Here is an 18,278-nt window from a genome sequence, read left to right on the forward strand (position 1 = left end):
GGGAGGCTGACCACGTGACCAGCTCGGCCGAGCAGCAGGTAGTGGCGGAACAGCGCGCCGCAGTGGTGAACGGCACCCGGCACGCCGCGCCGCCCACCGTGCCGGCCTGGCCGGGCGCGCCCACCCCGCTGGGCGCGCGCTTCCGGGTCGGCCCGGACGGCGTGGCGGGCACCAACTTCGCGCTGTGGGCGGCCGGCGCGGAGGCGGTCCAGCTGTGTCTGTTCGACGAGGGCGGCCGGGAGACGCGGGTGCGGCTGACCGAACTGACGCACGAGATCTGGCACGGCTTCGTGCCCGGTGTGATGCCCGGCCAGCGGTACGGCTACCGGGTGGACGGCCGCTGGGACCCGTGGACCGGCGCCCGCTGGAACCCGGCGAAGCTGCTCCTCGACCCGTACGCGCGTGCGGTGGACGGCGCGTTCGGTCTGCCGCCCGAGGTGTACGGGCACGTCCGGGACTGGCCGGACCAGCACGTCGCGGACACCGTGCGCGACGACCGGGACTCGGCGCCGCACGTGCCCAAGGGCGTCGTGGTCCACGATGACGACGACTGGGCCGACGACCGCCGCCCCAAGACACCCTGGGCGGACTCGGTCATCTACGAGCTGCACGTCCGGGGCTTCACCCAGCTGCACCCGGGCATCCCGGAGGAACTGCGCGGCACATACGCCGGTCTCGCGCACCCCGCCGCCATCGAGCACCTGGTGAAACTGGGCGTCACGGCCGTCGAGCTGCTGCCCGTCCACCAGTTCGCGCACGAGGACCACCTGCTGCGCCGCGGCCTGAAGAACTACTGGGGCTACAACTCCATCGGCTACTTCGCCCCGCACGCGGCCTACGCGGCCTCCGGGACGACGGGTGAGCAGGTCGGCGAGTTCAAGCGCATGGTCCGCGCGCTGCATGCGGCCGGCATCGAGGTCATCCTCGACGTGGTCTACAACCACACGGCGGAGGCGGGCGAGCTGGGGCCCACCCTCTCCCTGAAGGGCATAGACAACCGCGGCTACTACCGCCTGCAGGACGACGCCCGCCGCTACGCCGACTACACCGGCTGCGGCAACACACTGCACGTGGTCCAGCCGCAGGTCCTGCGGCTCATCACGGACTCGCTGCGCTACTGGGTGACGGAGATGGGCGTGGACGGCTTCCGCTTCGACCTGGCCGCCGCGCTGGCCCGCTCGATGCACGACGTCGACATGCTCTCCCCGTTCCTCGCGGTGATCGCCCAGGACCCGGTGCTGCGCCGGGTGAAGCTGATCGCCGAACCCTGGGACATCGGATCCGGGGGCTACCAGGTGGGCGCCTTCCCCCCTCTGTGGACGGAGTGGAACGACCGCTACCGGGGCGCCGTACGCGACTTCTGGCGCGGCGCACTGCCCGACGTACGCGACCTCGGCTACCGCCTGTCGGGCTCCAGCGACCTGTACGCCTGGGGCGGCCGGCGCCCCTATGCCTCCGTCAACTTCGTCACCGCGCACGACGGTTTCACCCTGCGCGACCTGGTGTCCTACGAGCGCAAGCACAACGAGGCGAACGGCGAGGACAACCGGGACGGCTCGGACGACAACCGCTCCTGGAACTGCGGGGCGGAGGGCGAGACGGACGACGAGAACATACGGGCCCTGCGCCGGCGCCAGCTGCGCAACCTCCTCACCACCCTCCTGCTGTCCACGGGCGTCCCCATGTTCGTGGCCGGCGACGAACTGGGCCGCACCCAGCGCGGCAACAACAACGCCTACTGCCAGGACAACGAGATCGGCTGGCTGGACTGGAGCCTCCTGGACGACCCGGACTGGCGCCCCCTGTGCGACCTGACCTCCCGGCTGATCGCCCTGCGCCACCGCCACCCGGTGCTGCGCCGCCGCGCCTTCTTCTCCGGCCGCGCCCACTCGGCGGACGGCCTGCGGGACCTGGCCTGGTTCACCTCCCGGGGCACGGAGATGACGGAGGGCGACTGGTACGCGCCCGCCGCCACCCTCGGCATGTACCTCTCGGGTCGGGACATACCCGGCCGGGACGAGCGGGGCGCCCCGATCCTCGACGACAGCTTCCTCGCGATCCTGCACGCGGGCGAGGCCCCGGCCCGGTTCGTGCTGCCCGGCCCGCCGTGGGCGGAGCGGTACGAGGTCGTCGTCGACACCTCGCGGGAGGAGCAGGAGGAGGCGCCGGCGGTGGTGCACGAGGCGGGGACGGAGATCACGGTGCCGGGGCGGACGGTGCTGTTGCTGAGGGTGGGCTGAGCGCCCTCCCGTCGGTCTGCTCAGGCCCCCGGTCGGCACCGTGAACCGGCCGGCGCCGGGACGCCCGGTCCCTCGACGCACTCCACGGTGGTGGTCCTGCCGGGGTTCGGCCCATCGGCCGTCGCGCTGGACGGGGCGTCGGCCGATCGGTTGACGCGGCCGTACGGCCCTGGACAGAGCCCGGTACACGCTGGTCGGAGGACCGACGACCGAGCCCGGTCCGGCCAAAACTCGGTGGGCGTTGTCAGTGCCGGTCCGTAGGCTCGCGGTGATGCCCACGACACGTGCAACCACCGCCGAGGACCGTTCCGCCGTCCGTACCCTCCTGCGCCTGTGGCCGTACGTGCGGCCCGTGCGGATACGGCTGTTCACCGCCGGGTTCGTCGCGGTCGTCGCCTCCTGTTCGGGGCTGGTGATCCCGCTCGTCCTGAAGTGGATGGTGGACGGGCCGGTGGCCGGCCGGGATCCGGGCGGGGTGTGGCTGGGCGCGCTGTACCTGCTGCTGCTCGGGATCGCGGAGGCGGTGCTGTTCGGGCTGCGGCGGTGGCTGGTGGCGCGGCCGTTGTCGCACGTCGAGGCGGAGATGCGGGCCGGCCTCTACCGGCATCTGCAACGCCTGCCGGTGGCCTTCCACGACCGGTGGGGCTCCGGCCAGTTGCTCTCGCGGGCCACGACCGACCTGATGCTGCTGCGCCAGTTCCTGGTGTTTCCGCTGACCTTCCTGCTGGTCAACGCGGTGACGATCCTCGTCGGCGTGGGCATCATGCTGACGCAGGACTGGGTGCTGGGGCTGGTCATCCTGGGGCCCGCCGTGCCCGTGATGGTGACGTGCTTCGTCTTCGAACGGCGGTACGCCCACGTGGCGCGGCTCGCCCAGGACCAGGTCGGGGACCTGACGACGGTCGTCGAGGAGAGCGTCCTCGGGATCCGGATCATCAAGGGCTTCGGGCGGCACCGCAGCCAGGCGCGGGCGTTCAGGGAGCTGTCGGGGACGCTGCGGGGGACGGAGCTGCGCAAGGCCCGGCTGCTGGCGACGATCTGGTCCGTCGTCGTGACGCTGCCGGAGGTGGCGGTCGGGGTGGCGCTGGTGTGGGGGGCCGTCCGGGTGGCGGACGGTGACCTGTCGCCCGGGACGCTGGTGGCGTTCCTGAGTACGGCACTCGCTCTGCGGTGGCCGGTCGACTCCATCGGGTTCCTGTTGGCGATGAGTCAGGAGGCGGCGACGGCCACGGAGCGGTACTTCGAGGTGATGGACGAGGAGCCGGAGTCCGACGCGGCCGACGTCACCGCGGAAGCCGGCGCGGACAAGGGCATCCGGTTCCACAACGTCCGCTTCCGCTACCCCGACGCCCCGCCGGACTCCCCGCCCGTCCTCGACCGCGTCGACCTCCACATCCGCCCCGGCGAGTCCATGGCCCTGGTCGGAGCCACCGGCAGCGGGAAGACCACCCTCACCGCGCTGATCCCCCGCCTGCACGAGGTCACCTCCGGCCGGATCACGCTGGACGGCGAGGACATCACCGCGATGTCCCGCGCGCAGCTGCGTTCGAAGGTCGCCGTCGCCTTCGAGGAACCCACCCTCTTCTCGGCGAGCGTCGGCGACAACGTCCTCATGGGAGCGGACGACGACGCCGGTACTCCGGAGCTGGAGCGGGCGCTCGCCGTCGCACAGGCCGAGTTCGCGCACGCGCTGCCGCAGGGCACGGACACCCGGGTCGGCGAGCAGGGCCTGAGCCTGTCCGGCGGCCAGCGGCAACGGCTGGCGCTGGCCCGGGCCGTGGTCGGCAGACCCCGCTTCCTCGTCCTGGACGACCCGCTGTCCGCGCTCGACGTGCACACCGAGGCCGCCGTGGAGGCCGCTCTGCGCCGGGTCCTCGCGGACACCACCGCGCTCATCGTGGCCCACCGCCCCTCCACCGTGCTGCTCGCCGACCGCGTCGCCCTGCTCTCGGGCGGCCGGGTCGCCGCCGTCGGCACCCACCAGGAACTCCTGCGCGGCAACTCCGAGTACGCCCACCTGATGTCCGGGGAAGAGTCCGCAAGGACGTCCGGGAAAGCGTCCGGGAATGCGTCCGGGAAAGAGGAGGACGAACGATGACCGCGGCCCCCACCACGCCGGTCCCCACCACCGGCGAGGAGGAGGAACTCCCCCGCCCACCCGCCGCCGCAGACCCCTTCGACCGGGACGTCCTGCCCACCCCGCCCGGGGCCACGGCCGCCCTGCTGCGGTCGCTGCTCGCCCCGATGCGGGCCCGGGTCGCGGTCACCACGCTCCTGCTGCTGCTCCAGCAGGCGGCCGTGCAGGCGGGCCCGCTGCTGGTGGCGTACGCCCTCGACAAGGCCGTACCGGCGCTGCGCGAGCACGGTGACCACGGGCCGCTGATCGCGGTCGGCGTGGGCTGTCTGCTGTGCGCGTTGGTCTCCGGCGCGCTGCAGTACACCTTCATCGAGGCCTCCGCCCGGGTCAACCAGGACGTGCTCCTCGACCTGCGCGGCCGTATCTTCCGGCACGCGCAGGCGCTGAGCATCGACTTCCACGAGCGGTACACCTCGGGCCGGCTCATCTCCCGGTCCACGACGGACGTCGAGTCGCTGCGGGAGCTGCTCAGCGAGGGGCTGCAGGAACTCGTCACGGTGATCCTGTCGTTCGTGTACATCGCGGCGATGCTGCTCTGGCTGGACCTGGGACTCGGCGCGGTGGCGGTGGCCTCCTTCGTGCCGCTGTACCTGCTGATCCGGATGTACCAGCGGCGCGCGGGGCGGGTGTTCCGGGCCCGGTCCACGGCGATCGCGGCGGTGATCGTGAAGTTCGTGGAGACGATGAACGGCATCCGGCCGGTGCGCGCCTTCCGCCGCGAGGCCGTCAACGACGCCGGCTTCCGGGTGCTGAACCGGCGGCACGAGCGGACCAACGGCGACGCCCTGCTGGAGATGGCCCGCTATGTGGTCTGCTCCCGGCTGGTGGCCAACACGGCCGTCGCGCTGATCGTGCTGTGGGGCGCCTACCGGGTGGCGTCCGGCTCGCTGGCACTTGGCGTGCTGGCGGCGGCGGTGCTGTACCTGCGGCGGCTGTACGACCCCATCGACCGCCTGGGCATGTTCCTCAACTCCTACCAGTCGGCGGCCGCCTCCCTGGAGAAGATCGCCGGGCTGCTGGCGCAGACGCCGTCCGTGCCGGAGCCGTCGAAGCCGGGGGAACTTCCGCCGCTGGCGGGTGAACATCCCGGCCGTGAGGTCGTCTTCGAGGGGGTCCGGTTCGCCTACCGCACCGGCGGTGAGGTGCTGCCCCGCTTCGACCTCACCATCCCGGCCGGGCAGACGGTCGCGGTCGTGGGCTCCACGGGCGCGGGCAAGTCGACGCTGGCCAAGCTGCTGGCCCGGTTCTACGACCCCTCCGACGGGCGGGTCCTGCTGGACGGCGTGGACCTGCGCGAGCTGGCCGTGCCCGAACTGCGGCGCGGGGTCGTCATGGTGACCCAGGAGGCGTTCCTCTTCTCCGGCACGGTCGCCGAGAACATCGCGATCGGGCGGCCGGACGCCGGCCGGGAGGAGATCGAGCGGGCGGCGAAGGCGATCGGCGCGCACGAGTTCATCAGCGCGCTGCCCGACGGGTACGACACGGACGTCCGCAAGCGGGGCGGCCGCATTTCGGCCGGGCAGCGCCAACTGGTCGCCTTCGCACGCGCGTTGCTCGCCGATCCGGCGGTACTGATCCTGGACGAGGCGACCAGTTCCCTGGACGTCCCGGGCGAACGGGCGGTGCAGCGGGCCATGTCGACGGTGCTGCGGGGCCGTACGGCGGTGGTGATCGCGCACCGGCTGTCCACGGTGGAGATCGCCGACCGCGTCCTGGTGATGGAGCACGGCCGGATCGTCGAGGACGGCGAACCGGCCGGACTGATCGCCGGTACGGGGAGGTTCGCCGACCTGCACCGGGCGTGGCGGGACAGCCTGGCGTGACGGGAAGCCGATGACGGGGCCGACGGAGACGGGGGACACATGATCGACGCGTACGAGGATCCCGGGACGCCCGACTGCCGCGGCGGCTGGCGGTACCTGTGGTGGCTGGTGAGGTGCCAGCCGGGCCGGTCGCTCGCCGGTGCGCTGCTCGGCAGCGTGTGGATGACGCTGATGGCCGCGGCGCCGTACCTGATGTCCCGGGCGATCGACGACGGGCTGGTGCCGGGTGACCTGGGCGCGCTGTCCTGGTGGACGGTGGCGCTGTTCGTCGTGGGGGCGTTCAACTCCTGGCTGAGCATCGTGCGGCACCGCACGATGACGCGGGTGCGGATGGACGCCAACTTCCGCACGGTCAAGGTCGTCGTGGGGCACGCGGTCCGGCTGGGGGCCGCGCTGCCGCGCCGGGCGGGGGCCGGGGAGGTCGTCACGATCGGCGTGGGGGACGTGCAGACCATCGCGCAGGCGCTGACCGTGGTCGGGCCCGGGGTGGGTGCCGTGGTGGTGTACGGGGTGGTGGCCGGGCTGCTGCTGTCGATATCGGTGCCGCTGGCGGCCGCGGTGCTGCTCGGGGTGCCGCTGTTCGTGCTGCTCGTCGGGCCGCTGACGGTGCGGCTGCAGGGTGCGGAGACCGAGTACCGGGAGCGGCAGGGCGTGCTGACCGCGCGCATCGGCGACCTCGCGGGAGGGCTGCGCGTCCTCAACGGACTCGGCGGCAAGGAGCTCTTCGCGGATGCCTTCCGGCGGGACTCGGGGCGGCTGCGGGAGCAGGGCTACCGGGTGGGCGCGGTGGCCAGCTGGATGCAGGCGCTCGGGGTGGGCCTGCCGACGCTGTTCCTGGCGGTGGTCACCTGGCTCGGGGCCCGGACGGCGGCTCAGGGTGACATCACAGTAGGCGAGTTGGTGTCGGTGTACGGCTATGTGGCGGTCCTGGTGGGGCCGGTGGCGTTCTTCGTCCAGATGGGCCACGACCTCAGCCGGGGCGTGGTGGCCGCTCGCCGGGTCGTACGGCTGCTGCGGCTGGAGCCGGAGCCGGACGACGGCACGTTGTCCCCGCCCGCCGAACCGGCCGCGCTGCACGACTCGGAGTCCGGGGTGCGGGTGCCGCCCGGGCGGCTGACGGCGTTGGTCGGCGCGCGGCCCGCGGAGACCGCCGCCGTGATGGACCGCCTGGGGCGGTACGTCCCGTCGGACGTCACCTGGGGCGGGGTACGGCTGGACGCCGTGCCGCTGGCCGAGGTGCGGGCGCGGATCCTGGTCGCCGACAACGAGGCCGACCTGTTCGCCGGGCCGCTGCGGGAGGTGGTCTCCGGGCGCCTGGAACGCGATGAGGCGGTCATCGCACGGGCGGTGCGCGCGGCGGCGGCCGACGACATCGTGCAGGGCCTGCCGGACGGCCTGGACTCGGCGGTGGCGGCGCAGGGCCGCAGCCTCTCCGGCGGCCAGCGGCAGCGGGTCCGGCTGGTCCGGGCGCTGCTGGCCGATCCCGAGGTGCTGCTCGCCATCGAGCCGACGTCGGCGCTGGACGCCCATACGGAGGCCACGGTCGCCCACCGGCTGCGCGTGGCACGCGAGGGCCGTACGACGGTGGTGACGACGTCCTCCCCGCTGGTCCTGGACCGTGCGGACACCGTCCACTACCTGGTCGACGGCAAGGTTTCCGCCACCGGCGCCCACCGCCGACTCCTGGAGGAGGAGCCCGGCTACCGGGCCCTGGTGGCCCGGGACACGGACGTCGAGGAGGCCGTACGGTGACACCGGCCGCGAGTCAGCTGCCCGTGGCGGAACGGGCGGAGGTCCGCCGGTCCGCCGTGCGGCTGGTGCGGGCCGACGGGCGGGCCTTCGCCGCCGTGCTGGCGCTGAACGCGCTGGCCGCCGGGGCCGGGCTCGCCGGGCCGTGGCTGCTCGGCCGGATCGTCGACGAGGTGCGGGCCGGGCGCGGGGCCGGGGCGGTGGACCGGTTGGCGCTCGGGATCCTGGTGTGTGCGCTGGCCCAGCTGCTGCTGGCGCGCTGGGCGCGGTACGTCGGGCACCGGTTCGGCGAGCGCACGCTGGCCCGGGTCCGCGAGGAGTTCGTCGACCGGGCGCTGGCGCTGCCCGCGTCCGTGGTGGAGCGGGCCGGCACCGGTGACCTGACCGCGCGCGGCACCGCCGACGTGGGCGTGGTCGGGACCACGCTGCGGGACGTCGGGCCGGAGCTGCTGGTCTGCACCGTGCAGGCGCTGTTCACGCTCTGCGCGGTCTTCGTCCTCGACCCGCTGCTGGGGCTGTTCGGGGTGCTCGGGCTGACCCCGATCTGGCTGGCCCTGCGCTGGTATCTGCGCCGGGCCCGGGACGGCTACCTCGCCGAGGGCGCGGCCACCTCAGAGGTCGCCGAGATCCTCGCGGCGACCGCGTCCGGGGCGCGGACGGTGGAGGCGTTCCAGCTCCAGGACCGGCGGATCGCGGCGAGCCGGGACGCCCTGGAGACCTCCCGGCGGACCCGGCTGTACACGCTGTACCTGCGGACGGTGTTCTTCCCGGCGGTCGAGGTGTCGTACACCATCCCGGTGGCGGGCATCCTGCTGATCGGCGGGGTGCTGCACGCGCACGGGATGGTGGGGCTGGGCGCGGTGGTGGCGGCCGCGCTGTACCTGCGGCAGTTCACCGATCCGCTGGACCAGATCCTGATGCGGGTGGAACAACTGCAGAGCAGCGGCGCCTCGTTCGCCCGCGTGGAGGGGCTCGCCCTGGCCCCGCGGGGCCAGGGGGAGAGCGGTGCGCCGGCTCCGGCGGACGACCGGATCGACGTGCGCGGGGTGCGGTACGCCTACGAGCGCGGCGGCGAGGTGCTGCGCGGGGTCGACCTGACCGTGCGGCCCGGGGAGCGGCTGGCGGTGGTCGGCCCGTCCGGTGCGGGCAAGACGACGCTGAGCAGGCTGCTCGCGGGCGTCGACGCGCCGGGGACGGGCACGGTGACGGTGGGCGGGGTGCCGATCGCCGGTCTTGAGCCGGAGCGGCTGCGCCGCCAGGTGGTGCTGGTCACCCAGGAACACCATGTCTTCCTCGGCACGGTCCGGGAGAACCTGCTCATCGCCGAACCGTCCGCCGGCGACGAGACGTTGTGGGCCGCGCTCACCGCGGTCGGCGCCGACGGCTGGGTGCGCGAGCTGCCGGACGGCCTGGACACCCGCCTGGGCACGGGCGGCTGCGCCACGGACGGCTCGCAGGCGCAGCAACTCGCGCTCGCCCGGGTCGTCCTGGCCGACCCGCACACGCTGATCCTGGACGAGGCGACCGCCCTGCTGGACCCGGCGACCGCCCGGCACACCGAGCGCGCCCTGGCCGCCGTGCTGGAGGGCCGTACCGTCATCGCCATCGCCCACCGCCTGCACACCGCGCACGACGCCGACCGGGTGGCGGTGATGGAGGACGGCCGCCTCACCGAACTCGGCACGCACGAGGAGCTGGTGGCGGCCGACGGAGCGTACGCGGCGCTGTGGCGGACGTGGCATGGGGGCCAGGACTAGAGCGTCCGTATATCGAACGCGAACATCCGGTCAACGAACTGTTTCCGGCCAAATTCCTGACGCGCTCCTGACAGATGCGCGCGCCGCTGCGACCCTTCCCACAGTCGCTTCACAGCAACCCCACAGTTTCACCGCTGTGATCTCCCCTGGCCGCACGCCCGCGGCCACGCAGAAGGAGTCCGTGTTGAGAAGCAATTCCTCGCGCAGACGCACCTCCCACACCCCCTCCCACACCACCGCACACCGCGCCGCCGCCGTCGCCCTGGTCGGCGTCACCGCGCTGATCGCCGCGGCCGTCCAGTCCGGCGCCGCCGGCGCCGCCCCCGCCAAGACCCCCTCGGGCAAGGTCGACCCGGCCCACGTGGCGGTCCGGCTCACCCCCTCGCAGCGTGCCGAGCTGATCCGCGACGCCGGTGCCGCCAAGGCCGGCACGGCCAAGGCGATAGGCCTCGGCGCCCAGGAGAAGCTGGCCGTCAAGGACGTCGTCAAGGACGCCGACGGCACGCTGCACACCCGCTACGAGCGCACCTACGCCGGCCTGCCCGTGCTCGGCGGTGACCTGGTCGTCGACACCGCCAAGTCGGGTGCCACCGAGCGCGTCATCAAGGCGACGAACGCCCCGATCAAGGTCGCCGGCCTCACCCCGGCCGTGAGCACGAAGAGCGCCGAGCAGCAGGCCGTCCGGCGTGCCAAGGCCCTCGGCGCCACCAAGCCGGCCGCCGCCGGCGCCCCGCGCAAGGTGATCTGGGCGGCGAGCGGCAAGCCCGTCCTGGCGTACGAGACGGTCGTCGGCGGCCTCCAGGACGACGGCACCCCGAACCAGCTGCACGTCATCACCGACGCGACCACGGGCAAGAAGCTCTACGAGTACCAGGGCATCGAGACCGGCACCGGCAACACCCAGTACAGCGGCCAGGTCACGCTGACCACCACCCAGTCGGGGTCGAACTACACCCTCACCGACGGGGCACGCGGCGGCCACAAGACGTACAACCTCAACCACGGCAGCTCCGGCACCGGCACGCTGTTCTCGCAGACCAGCGACACCTGGGGCAACGGCAGCGCGTCCAACGCCGCCACCGCGGGTGCGGACGCACACTACGGCGCCGCGCTCACCTGGGACTTCTACAAGTCGGCCTTCAACCGCAGTGGCATCAAGAACAACGGCGTGGGGGCGTACTCGCGGGTCCACTACGGCAACTCGTACGTCAACGCGTTCTGGGACGACAGCTGCTTCTGCATGACCTACGGCGACGGGTCGGGCAACACCCACCCGCTGACGTCCATCGACGTGGCCGGGCACGAGATGAGCCACGGTGTCACCTCCGCCACCGCCAACCTGAACTACAGCGGCGAGTCCGGCGGTCTCAACGAGGCGACCTCCGACATCTTCGCCGCCGGTGTGGAGTTCTACGCGAACAACTCCTCCGACGTCGGCGACTACCTCGTCGGCGAGAGGATCGACATCAACGGCGACGGCACCCCGCTGCGCTACATGGACAAGCCCAGCAAGGACGGCGCGTCCAAGGACAGCTGGTACTCGGGGATCGGCGGGGTCGACGTCCACTACTCGTCGGGCCCGGCGAACCACTTCTTCTACCTGCTGAGCGAGGGCAGCGGCGCCAAGGTCGTCAACGGCGTCAGCTACAACTCGCCCACGGCGGACGGGCTTCCGGTCACCGGCATCGGCCGGGACAAGGCGCTGCAGATCTGGTACCGCGCGCTGACCACCAAGTTCACCTCCACCACCAACTACGCGGGCGCCCGCACCGGCACGCTCGCGGCGGCGGGTGAGCTGTACGGCACCTCGAGCGCCGAGTACAAGGCGGTGCAGGACGCCTGGGCGGCCATCGCGGTCGGTTCGCGCTCGGGTGGCGGCGGCGGTGGCGGTACCTCGTACGAGAACACCGCACCGGTGTCCATCCCGGACAACGGGCCCGCGGTCACCTCGGCGATCACCGTCTCGGGCAGGAGCGGAAACGCGCCGAGCAACCTTCAGGTGAGCGTCGACATCACGCACACCTGGCGTGGTGACCTGGTGATCGATCTGGTCGGTCCCTCGGGCACGGCCTACCGGCTGAAGAACTTCAGCTCGTCCGACTCGGCGGACAATGTGAACGAAACGTACACGGTCAACGCCTCCTCCGAATCGGCCAATGGTGCCTGGAAGTTGAAGGTCCAGGACCAGGCCGCGCAGGACGTCGGAACGGTCAACAGCTGGAAGCTGACGTTCCCGTAACCGCAGCGTACGGCGCCGCGCGAGGGCGCCGTCCCGGCGGTTCGACTCCCCGGGGCGGCGCCCGTTCACATTCCCGAAATGTTTACCGGGCGGTCGATTTTCAGCCAACATCACTTCGGGGTCCTGACATGTACGCGCCCCCGGTGCCACCCTTCCTTCACCCGCCGCAGCAGCACAGCAACTTCACAACACACTCCGGCCAGTAACCCCACGCTGCCCGGACTCCCCCACGAAGAAGGAGCTTGAGTGAGCCCCGTCTACGCGCGTCACAAGCGCACCACTCTGGCCATCGCCACCGCTGTCGCCGCCGGAGCACTGCTCACCACCGGGCTGACCACCAGCGCGTCCGCGCAGACCCCGACCGGGTCCGCCGCCGCCAAGCCGCCGGCCGCCGCCCCGACCCCGCTGTCCGCCGCCGCCCGCACCACCCTGATCCAGAAGGCCCAGGCCGACGCCACCGAGACCGCCCGGAACATAGGCCTCGGCAGCAAGGAGAAGCTGGTCGTCAAGGACGTCGTCAAGGACGCCGACGGCACGGTCCACACCCGCTACGAGCGCACCTACGCCGGCCTGCCCGTCCTCGGCGGCGACCTGGTCGTCCACACCACCAAGGCGGGCAGGACCGAGGGCGTCACCAGAGCGACCAAGTCGGCCGTCAAGGTGGCCTCGCTCAAGCCGCAGATCGCCGCGTCCAAGGCGGAGAAGCAGGCGCTGACCGCCGCCAAGGCCCTGGGCTCCGCGAAGACCTCCGCCGACGGCGCCCGCAAGGTGATCTGGGCCGGCTCCGGCAAGCCCGTCCTCGCCTACGAGACCATCGTCGGCGGCCTCCAGGACGACGGCACCCCGAACCAGCTGCACGTCATCACCGACGCGGCCACCGGCAAGAAGCTCTACGCGTACCAGGGCATCGAGACCGGCACCGGCAAGAGCCTGTACTCCGGCACGGTCAGCCTGAACACCTACAAGTCGGGCTCGACGTACCAGCTGTACGACACCACGCGCGGCGGCCACAAGACGTACAACAAGTCCCACGGCACCAGCTCCTCGGCGGGCACCCTGTTCACGGACGCCGACGACACCTGGGGCACCGGCGCCGCCTCCAGCTCCAGCACCGACCAGACCGCGGCCGTCGACGCCGCCTACGGCGCGCAGGAGACCTGGGACTTCTACAAGGCCACCTTCGGCCGCAGCGGCATCAAGAACAACGGCGTCGCGGCCTACTCCCGTGTCCACTACGGCAACGCGTACGTCAACGCCTTCTGGGACGACAGCTGCTTCTGCATGACCTACGGCGACGGCGACGGCAACACCCACCCGCTCACCTCGCTGGACGTGGCCGGCCACGAGATGAGCCACGGCGTCACCTCCAACACCGCGGGCCTGGACTACAGCGGCGAGTCCGGCGGCCTGAACGAGGCCACCTCGGACATCTTCGGCACGGGCGTGGAGTTCTACGCGAACAACTCCTCCGACCCCGGTGACTACCTCATCGGCGAGGAGATCGACATCAACGGCGACGGCTCCCCGCTGCGCTACATGGACAAGCCCAGCAAGGACGGCGGCTCCGCCGACTACTGGTCCTCCAGCGTGGGCAGCAAGGACGTGCACTACTCGTCCGGCGTCGCGAACCACTTCTTCTACCTGCTGTCCGAGGGCAGCGGTGCGAAGACGATCAACGGAGTCTCGTACAACTCCCCGACGTACAACGGCTCCACCGTCACCGGCATCGGCCGCGCCAAGGCGCTGCAGATCTGGTACAAGGCGCTGACGACGTACATGACGTCGTCGACGAACTACAAGGGCGCCCGCACGGCGACCCTGAGCGCGGCGTCCGCCCTGTACGGCTCGACCAGCACCGAGTACAAGGCGGTGGCGGCGGCCTGGTCCGCGGTCAACGTCAGCTGACCCTGCGCACCTGACAGCGGCGGCCCCCGGGACGAAGGCGTCCCCGGGGGCCGCCCTACTCTTGGGCCCATGTCCTTCACCTATGAGGCGGTCGGCGCGACCCGCGAGGATCTCGCCGCCTGCCCGCCCGGCTTCCACCCCATGAACGTACGCACGCGGATCGGCGAGGGGGAGCAGGTGTTCCACCGGGCCGCCGAGGCGGTCCTCACCTGGGAGATGCACCGGGCGATCGGCGTCGGCATCGACGCCACCGCCGAACGCGCCGCCCCCGAGGTGGATGTCACGGTCACCCTGGCCGGGGTCATCAAGGCCCCCTGCCGGATCGTCTGGACGGTCGAGGAACCCCGCCGTGCCGGCTGGGCCTACGGCACCCTGACCGGCCACCCGGAGTGCGGCGAGGAGGCCTTCGTGGTGGACCGCACGGGCGACGGCACGGTGTGGCTGACGGTGGCGGCGTTCAGCCGGGCGGCGAAGTGGTATGCGCGGGCGGGCGGTGCGGCGACCCGAGGCCTGCAGCACGCTTACGCACGGCGGTGCGGGGCCGCGCTGCGGAAACTGGCCACCGAGCCGGAGGCGCCGTAGGTCAGTCGATGGTGCGGGGCACTCCGGGCAGATCGACCTCAGTCGTCGGGCAACCGCCACGCCGTGGGGCGAGCTCGTCAAGTGGAGGGTAGGGGTCGGAGTTGCCCGGCGAATGCGCAGGTGGGCGGGCTCAGTGGTGGCCCATGTCTTCCGATCCCACCCGCGGCACCCACCTGCCCCGGCGCGCAGGGACTGCCGACAGTGGTCCGCTTCCCTCCCCTCGGCTGAGGGCGGCAAGGGCGGGCGAAGGCCGCCCGCCCGTCGGCGTCAGCGCATCAGCACCCCCGCCCCGTCCACCACCTCCTCCGAAGGCACCGCCACCAGGCCCGCTTCCGCGGCGGAGGCGAGGAGGGGGTGGGTGGGGAGGATGCGGACCGTGTAGCCGTAGGGGCCGGTGCGGTCCAGGGAGAGGGGGCCCTCGTAGAGGAGGCGGCCCTCCAGGTCGGGGGCGCCGGTCGGCTTCAGCGGGACGACCGTGGCGTCGGTGATGCGGTCCTCCGCGTCCACCCGGCCGGACACCGCCTGCACCTCCACGTCGTCCGGGCCCAGTTCGCCCAGGGCCACCCGGACCCGCAGGCCCACCGTGCTGCCCAGTTCCGCGGTGGCGGGCGTCGCCGTCGTCTCGACGTGGTCGACGCTCACCCCCGGCCAGGCGGCCCGCACCCGGGCCTTCCACTCGGCCAGGTCCCGGGCGGTGTCCGGGTTCAGCGCGCGGCCCGCCTGCGCGGCCGGGGTGTAGAGGCGCTCCACGTACTCGCGGACCATGCGCCCGGCCAGCACCTTCGGACCGAGCAGGGAGAGGGTCTGGCGGACCATCTCGATCCAGCGGTCCGGCAGGCCGGCCTGGCCGCGTTCGTAGAAGCGCGGGGTCACCCGTTGTTCGAGCAGGTCGTACAGGGCCGCCGCCTCGATGTCGTCCCGGCGGTCGGGGTCGGTGCCGGCGCCGTCGGCGGTCGGGATGGCCCAGCCGAAGTCCGGCTGGAACCACTCGTCCCACCAGCCGTCGAGCACCGAGAGGTTGAGGCAGCCGTTGAGCGCCGCCTTCATGCCGGAGGTGCCGCACGCCTCCAGGGGGCGCAGGGGGTTGTTCAGCCAGATGTCGCAGCCGGGGTACAGCTTCTGCGCCATCGCCATGCCGTAGTCGGGCAGGAAGACGATGCGGTGGCGGACGCGGGGGTCATCGGCGAAGCGGACCAGTTCCTGGACCAGGCGCTTGCCGCCGTCGTCCGCGGGGTGCGCCTTGCCGGCCACCACGATCTGCACCGGCCGCTCCGGGTGCAGCAGCAGCTCCATCAGGCGGTCGCGGTCCCGGAGCATGAGGGTGAGGCGTTTGTACGAGGGGACCCGGCGGGCGAATCCGATGGTCAGGACGTCGGGGTCGAGCACGCCGTCGATCCAGCCCAGTTCGGCCGTGCCCGCGCCGCGCTGCCGCCAGGAGGCCCGCAGCCGCTCCCGCACCTCGGCCACCAGTTGCTCGCGCAGGGTGCGCCGCAGCTCCCAGATGTCCTGGTCGGGGATGTCCGCGACCGCGTCCCAGCGGTCGGTGCCGTCCACGGTCAACGCGTCCTCGGTGCGCTGGGCGCCGACCTGGCGCGCGCCGAGCCGGAAGACCTCCGGGGCGACCCAGGTCGGGGCGTGCACCCCGTTGGTCACGGAGGTGATCGGCACCTCCTCTGGGTCGAATCCCGGCCAGAGTCCCGAGAACATCTCCCGGCTGACCTGGCCGTGCAGCAGGGACACGCCGTTGGCGCGCTGGGCCAGGCGCAGGCCCATCACGGCCATGTTGAACAGGTCGGGCTCGCCGCCCGGGTAGGTCTCCATGCCGAGCCGCAGGATGCGCTCGACGTCGATGCGGGGCAGCTCGGCGTCGGGGCCGAAGTGGCGGGCGACCAGCTCCCGGTCGAAGCGGTCGATGCCGGCCGGGACGGGGGTGTGCGTGGTGAAGACGGTCCCGGCCCGGACGGCCTCAAGGCCGGCGTCGAAGTCCAGCCCTTCGTCGCAGAGTTCGGCGATCCGCTCCAGGCCGAGGAATCCGGCGTGCCCCTCGTTGGTGTGGAAGACCTCGGGCTCGGGGTGGCCGGTGAGCCGGCAGTACGTCCGCACCGCCCGCACTCCCCCTATGCCGAGCAGCATCTCCTGCAGCAGCCGGTGCTCGCTGCCGCCGCCGTACAGCCGGTCGGTGACCCCGCGTTCGCCGAGGTCGTTCTCCTCCACGTCGGAGTCCAGCATCAGCAGCGGCACCCGGCCGACCTGGGCCAGCCAGATCCGGGCGCGCAGCCGCTTTCCGCCAGGCAGGGCGAGGGAGACCTGGGCGGGGGTGCCATCGGCCTCGTCGAGCAGGGCGAGGGGCAGTTCGTGCGGGTCGAGGACGGGGTAGTGCTCCTGCTGCCAGCCGTCCCGGGACAGGCTCTGCCGGAAGTAGCCGTGCCGGTAGAGCAGCCCGACACCGATCAGCGGTACGCCCAGGTCACTGGCCGCCTTCAGGTGGTCGCCGGCGAGTATGCCGAGGCCTCCGGAGTACTGGGGCAGGGCGGCCGTGATGCCGAACTCCGGGGAGAAGTAGGCGATGGCGGCGGGCAGGTCGGAGGACTGCGTCTGGTACCAGCGTTCTCCGCTCACGTAGTCGTCGAGGTCATCCGCTGCCGCGGCCAGGCGGCGCAGGAAACGGCGGTCCTCGGCGAGTTCGGCGAGGCGCTCGGGACGCACACCGCCGAGGAGCCGGACCGGGTCGCCCTCGGAGGCGGCCCAGCGTTCGGGGTCGATGGACTGGAACAGGTCGCGCGTTTCCGCATGCCACGACCAGCGCAGGTTGCGCGCCAGGTCGCTCAGCGGCCGGAGGGGTTCGGGGAGAACGGGACGGACGGTGAACCGACGGATCGCCTTCACATTCCACCTCGGACGCAAGTGCGTGTGGAGACGCACGGCGTTGTGCGTCTCGTCGTATCCCTCGACGGTACCGGGGGTACCCCCCTACGCGAGGCCGGTCTTGTGTGTAGACATACGCGTGAGTAGTTAACAAAGTGCCGGATTGCCTACCCGAATAGGGTGGGAAGGCTCCTCCGGTACGCCCCCAGGCGCACCACAGGTATACCCGCAGGACCCACCTCCCCACAGTCATCCGCCCACACCCTCGTTGACGCGGACAGGAGCGGTCATGCCCGCCACGCACCACTCGTCAGCACCCCCGACAACCGGCAAGAAGAGCACCACGCGAAGGACTCCGGCCAGTGTTCCGGCCGACGCCCGCCCGCCCGCCCGGGAGCGATCCTCCGCGGGCGAGGGCACCGTCGTCGGCCGCATACCCGTCCTCGACGTCCGCCCGGTCGTGCAGCACGGACGCAGGCCCGCCAAAGCGGTGACCGGAGAGACGTTCGAGATTTCCGCGACCGTGTTCCGCGAGGGCCACGACGCCGTGGCCGCGAATGTGGTCCTGCGGGACCCGGAGGGCCGCCCGGGCCCCTGGACCCCGATGCGTGAACTGGTCCCGGGTACCGACCGCTGGGGCGCCGAGGTCACCCCGGACGCGCCCGGCCTGTGGACGTACACGGTGGAGGCGTGGGGAGATCCCGTCACCACCTGGCGGCACCACGCGCGGATCAAGATACCGGCGGGAATCGACACGGACCTGGTCCTGGAGGAGGGTGCCCGGCTGTACGAGCGGGCCGCCGCCGGAGTGCCGAAGCGGGACGGGCGCGAGGTCGTCCTCGCCGCGGCGGCGGCTCTGCGTGACGAGGACCGGCCGGCCGCCTGGCGGCTGGCGGCGGCGTTGGCGCCGGAGGTGGACGAGGTCCTGGCCCGGTATCCGCTGCGGGAACTGGTCACCGCCTCCGAGCCGCTGCCCCTGCT

Annotated in this window: 10 protein-coding genes; 9 read left to right on the forward strand and 1 reads right to left on the reverse strand. The window is 72.3% G+C overall.

Annotated features, from left to right (window positions below; all coding sequences use genetic code 11):
* The first annotated feature begins 14 nt into the window (after positions 1-14).
* The 8 genes from glgX to ACIBBH_RS15015 all read left to right on the forward strand — a co-directional run bounded on the left by glgX (position 15) and on the right by ACIBBH_RS15015 (position 14,432).
* The gene (glgX, locus tag ACIBBH_RS14980) at positions 15-2,240 is read left to right on the forward strand and encodes a glycogen debranching protein GlgX (protein ID WP_399404648.1); all 2,226 of its coding nucleotides are present in this window, start codon (positions 15-17) and stop codon (positions 2,238-2,240) included.
* A gap of 271 nt (positions 2,241-2,511) precedes the next feature.
* Positions 2,512-4,338: an ABC transporter ATP-binding protein gene (locus ACIBBH_RS14985; protein WP_399404649.1), complete on the forward strand. Its 1,827-nt coding sequence runs from the start codon at positions 2,512-2,514 to the stop codon at positions 4,336-4,338.
* Positions 4,335-6,200 carry an ABC transporter ATP-binding protein gene (locus tag ACIBBH_RS14990; RefSeq protein WP_399404650.1) on the forward strand — a complete coding sequence of 622 codons (1,866 nt, stop codon included), beginning with the start codon at positions 4,335-4,337 and terminating at the stop codon, positions 6,198-6,200. Before ACIBBH_RS14985 ends, ACIBBH_RS14990 begins: the two co-directional genes overlap by 4 nt.
* A gap of 39 nt (positions 6,201-6,239) precedes the next feature.
* The gene (locus ACIBBH_RS14995) at positions 6,240-7,952 is read left to right on the forward strand and encodes an ABC transporter transmembrane domain-containing protein (RefSeq protein WP_399404651.1); all 1,713 of its coding nucleotides are present in this window, start codon (positions 6,240-6,242) and stop codon (positions 7,950-7,952) included.
* Positions 7,949-9,706 (forward strand): ABC transporter ATP-binding protein, encoded by a 1,758-nt coding sequence (locus ACIBBH_RS15000; RefSeq protein WP_399404652.1) that lies wholly within the window; start codon positions 7,949-7,951, stop codon positions 9,704-9,706. Before ACIBBH_RS14995 ends, ACIBBH_RS15000 begins: the two co-directional genes overlap by 4 nt.
* A 184-nt stretch (positions 9,707-9,890) precedes the next feature.
* Positions 9,891-11,945 (forward strand): M4 family metallopeptidase, encoded by a 2,055-nt coding sequence (locus ACIBBH_RS15005; protein ID WP_399404653.1) that lies wholly within the window; start codon positions 9,891-9,893, stop codon positions 11,943-11,945.
* A gap of 246 nt (positions 11,946-12,191) precedes the next feature.
* Complete coding sequence (locus ACIBBH_RS15010) at positions 12,192-13,850, forward strand: M4 family metallopeptidase (RefSeq protein ID WP_399404654.1); 1,659 nt, start codon at positions 12,192-12,194, stop codon at positions 13,848-13,850.
* Between the two features lie 69 nt (positions 13,851-13,919).
* Positions 13,920-14,432 (forward strand): DUF1990 domain-containing protein, encoded by a 513-nt coding sequence (locus ACIBBH_RS15015; protein ID WP_399404655.1) that lies wholly within the window; start codon positions 13,920-13,922, stop codon positions 14,430-14,432.
* Positions 14,433-14,699: 267 nt separating this feature from the next.
* On the opposite strand, the gene ACIBBH_RS15020 is transcribed toward ACIBBH_RS15015, so the two are convergent.
* Entirely contained in the window at positions 14,700-17,318 is a 2,619-nt protein-coding gene (locus tag ACIBBH_RS15020) for a glycosyltransferase family 1 protein (RefSeq protein ID WP_399404656.1), read from the reverse strand.
* 268 nt (positions 17,319-17,586) lie between these two features.
* On the opposite strand from ACIBBH_RS15020, the gene ACIBBH_RS15025 reads away from it, so the two are divergent.
* A partial coding sequence (locus ACIBBH_RS15025; protein WP_399404657.1) for a maltotransferase domain-containing protein occupies positions 17,587-18,278 on the forward strand: 692 nt, incomplete at its 3' end.

It is taken from the genome of Streptomyces sp. NPDC051636, assembly GCF_044453765.1.
Classification (GTDB): domain Bacteria; phylum Actinomycetota; class Actinomycetes; order Streptomycetales; family Streptomycetaceae; genus Streptomyces.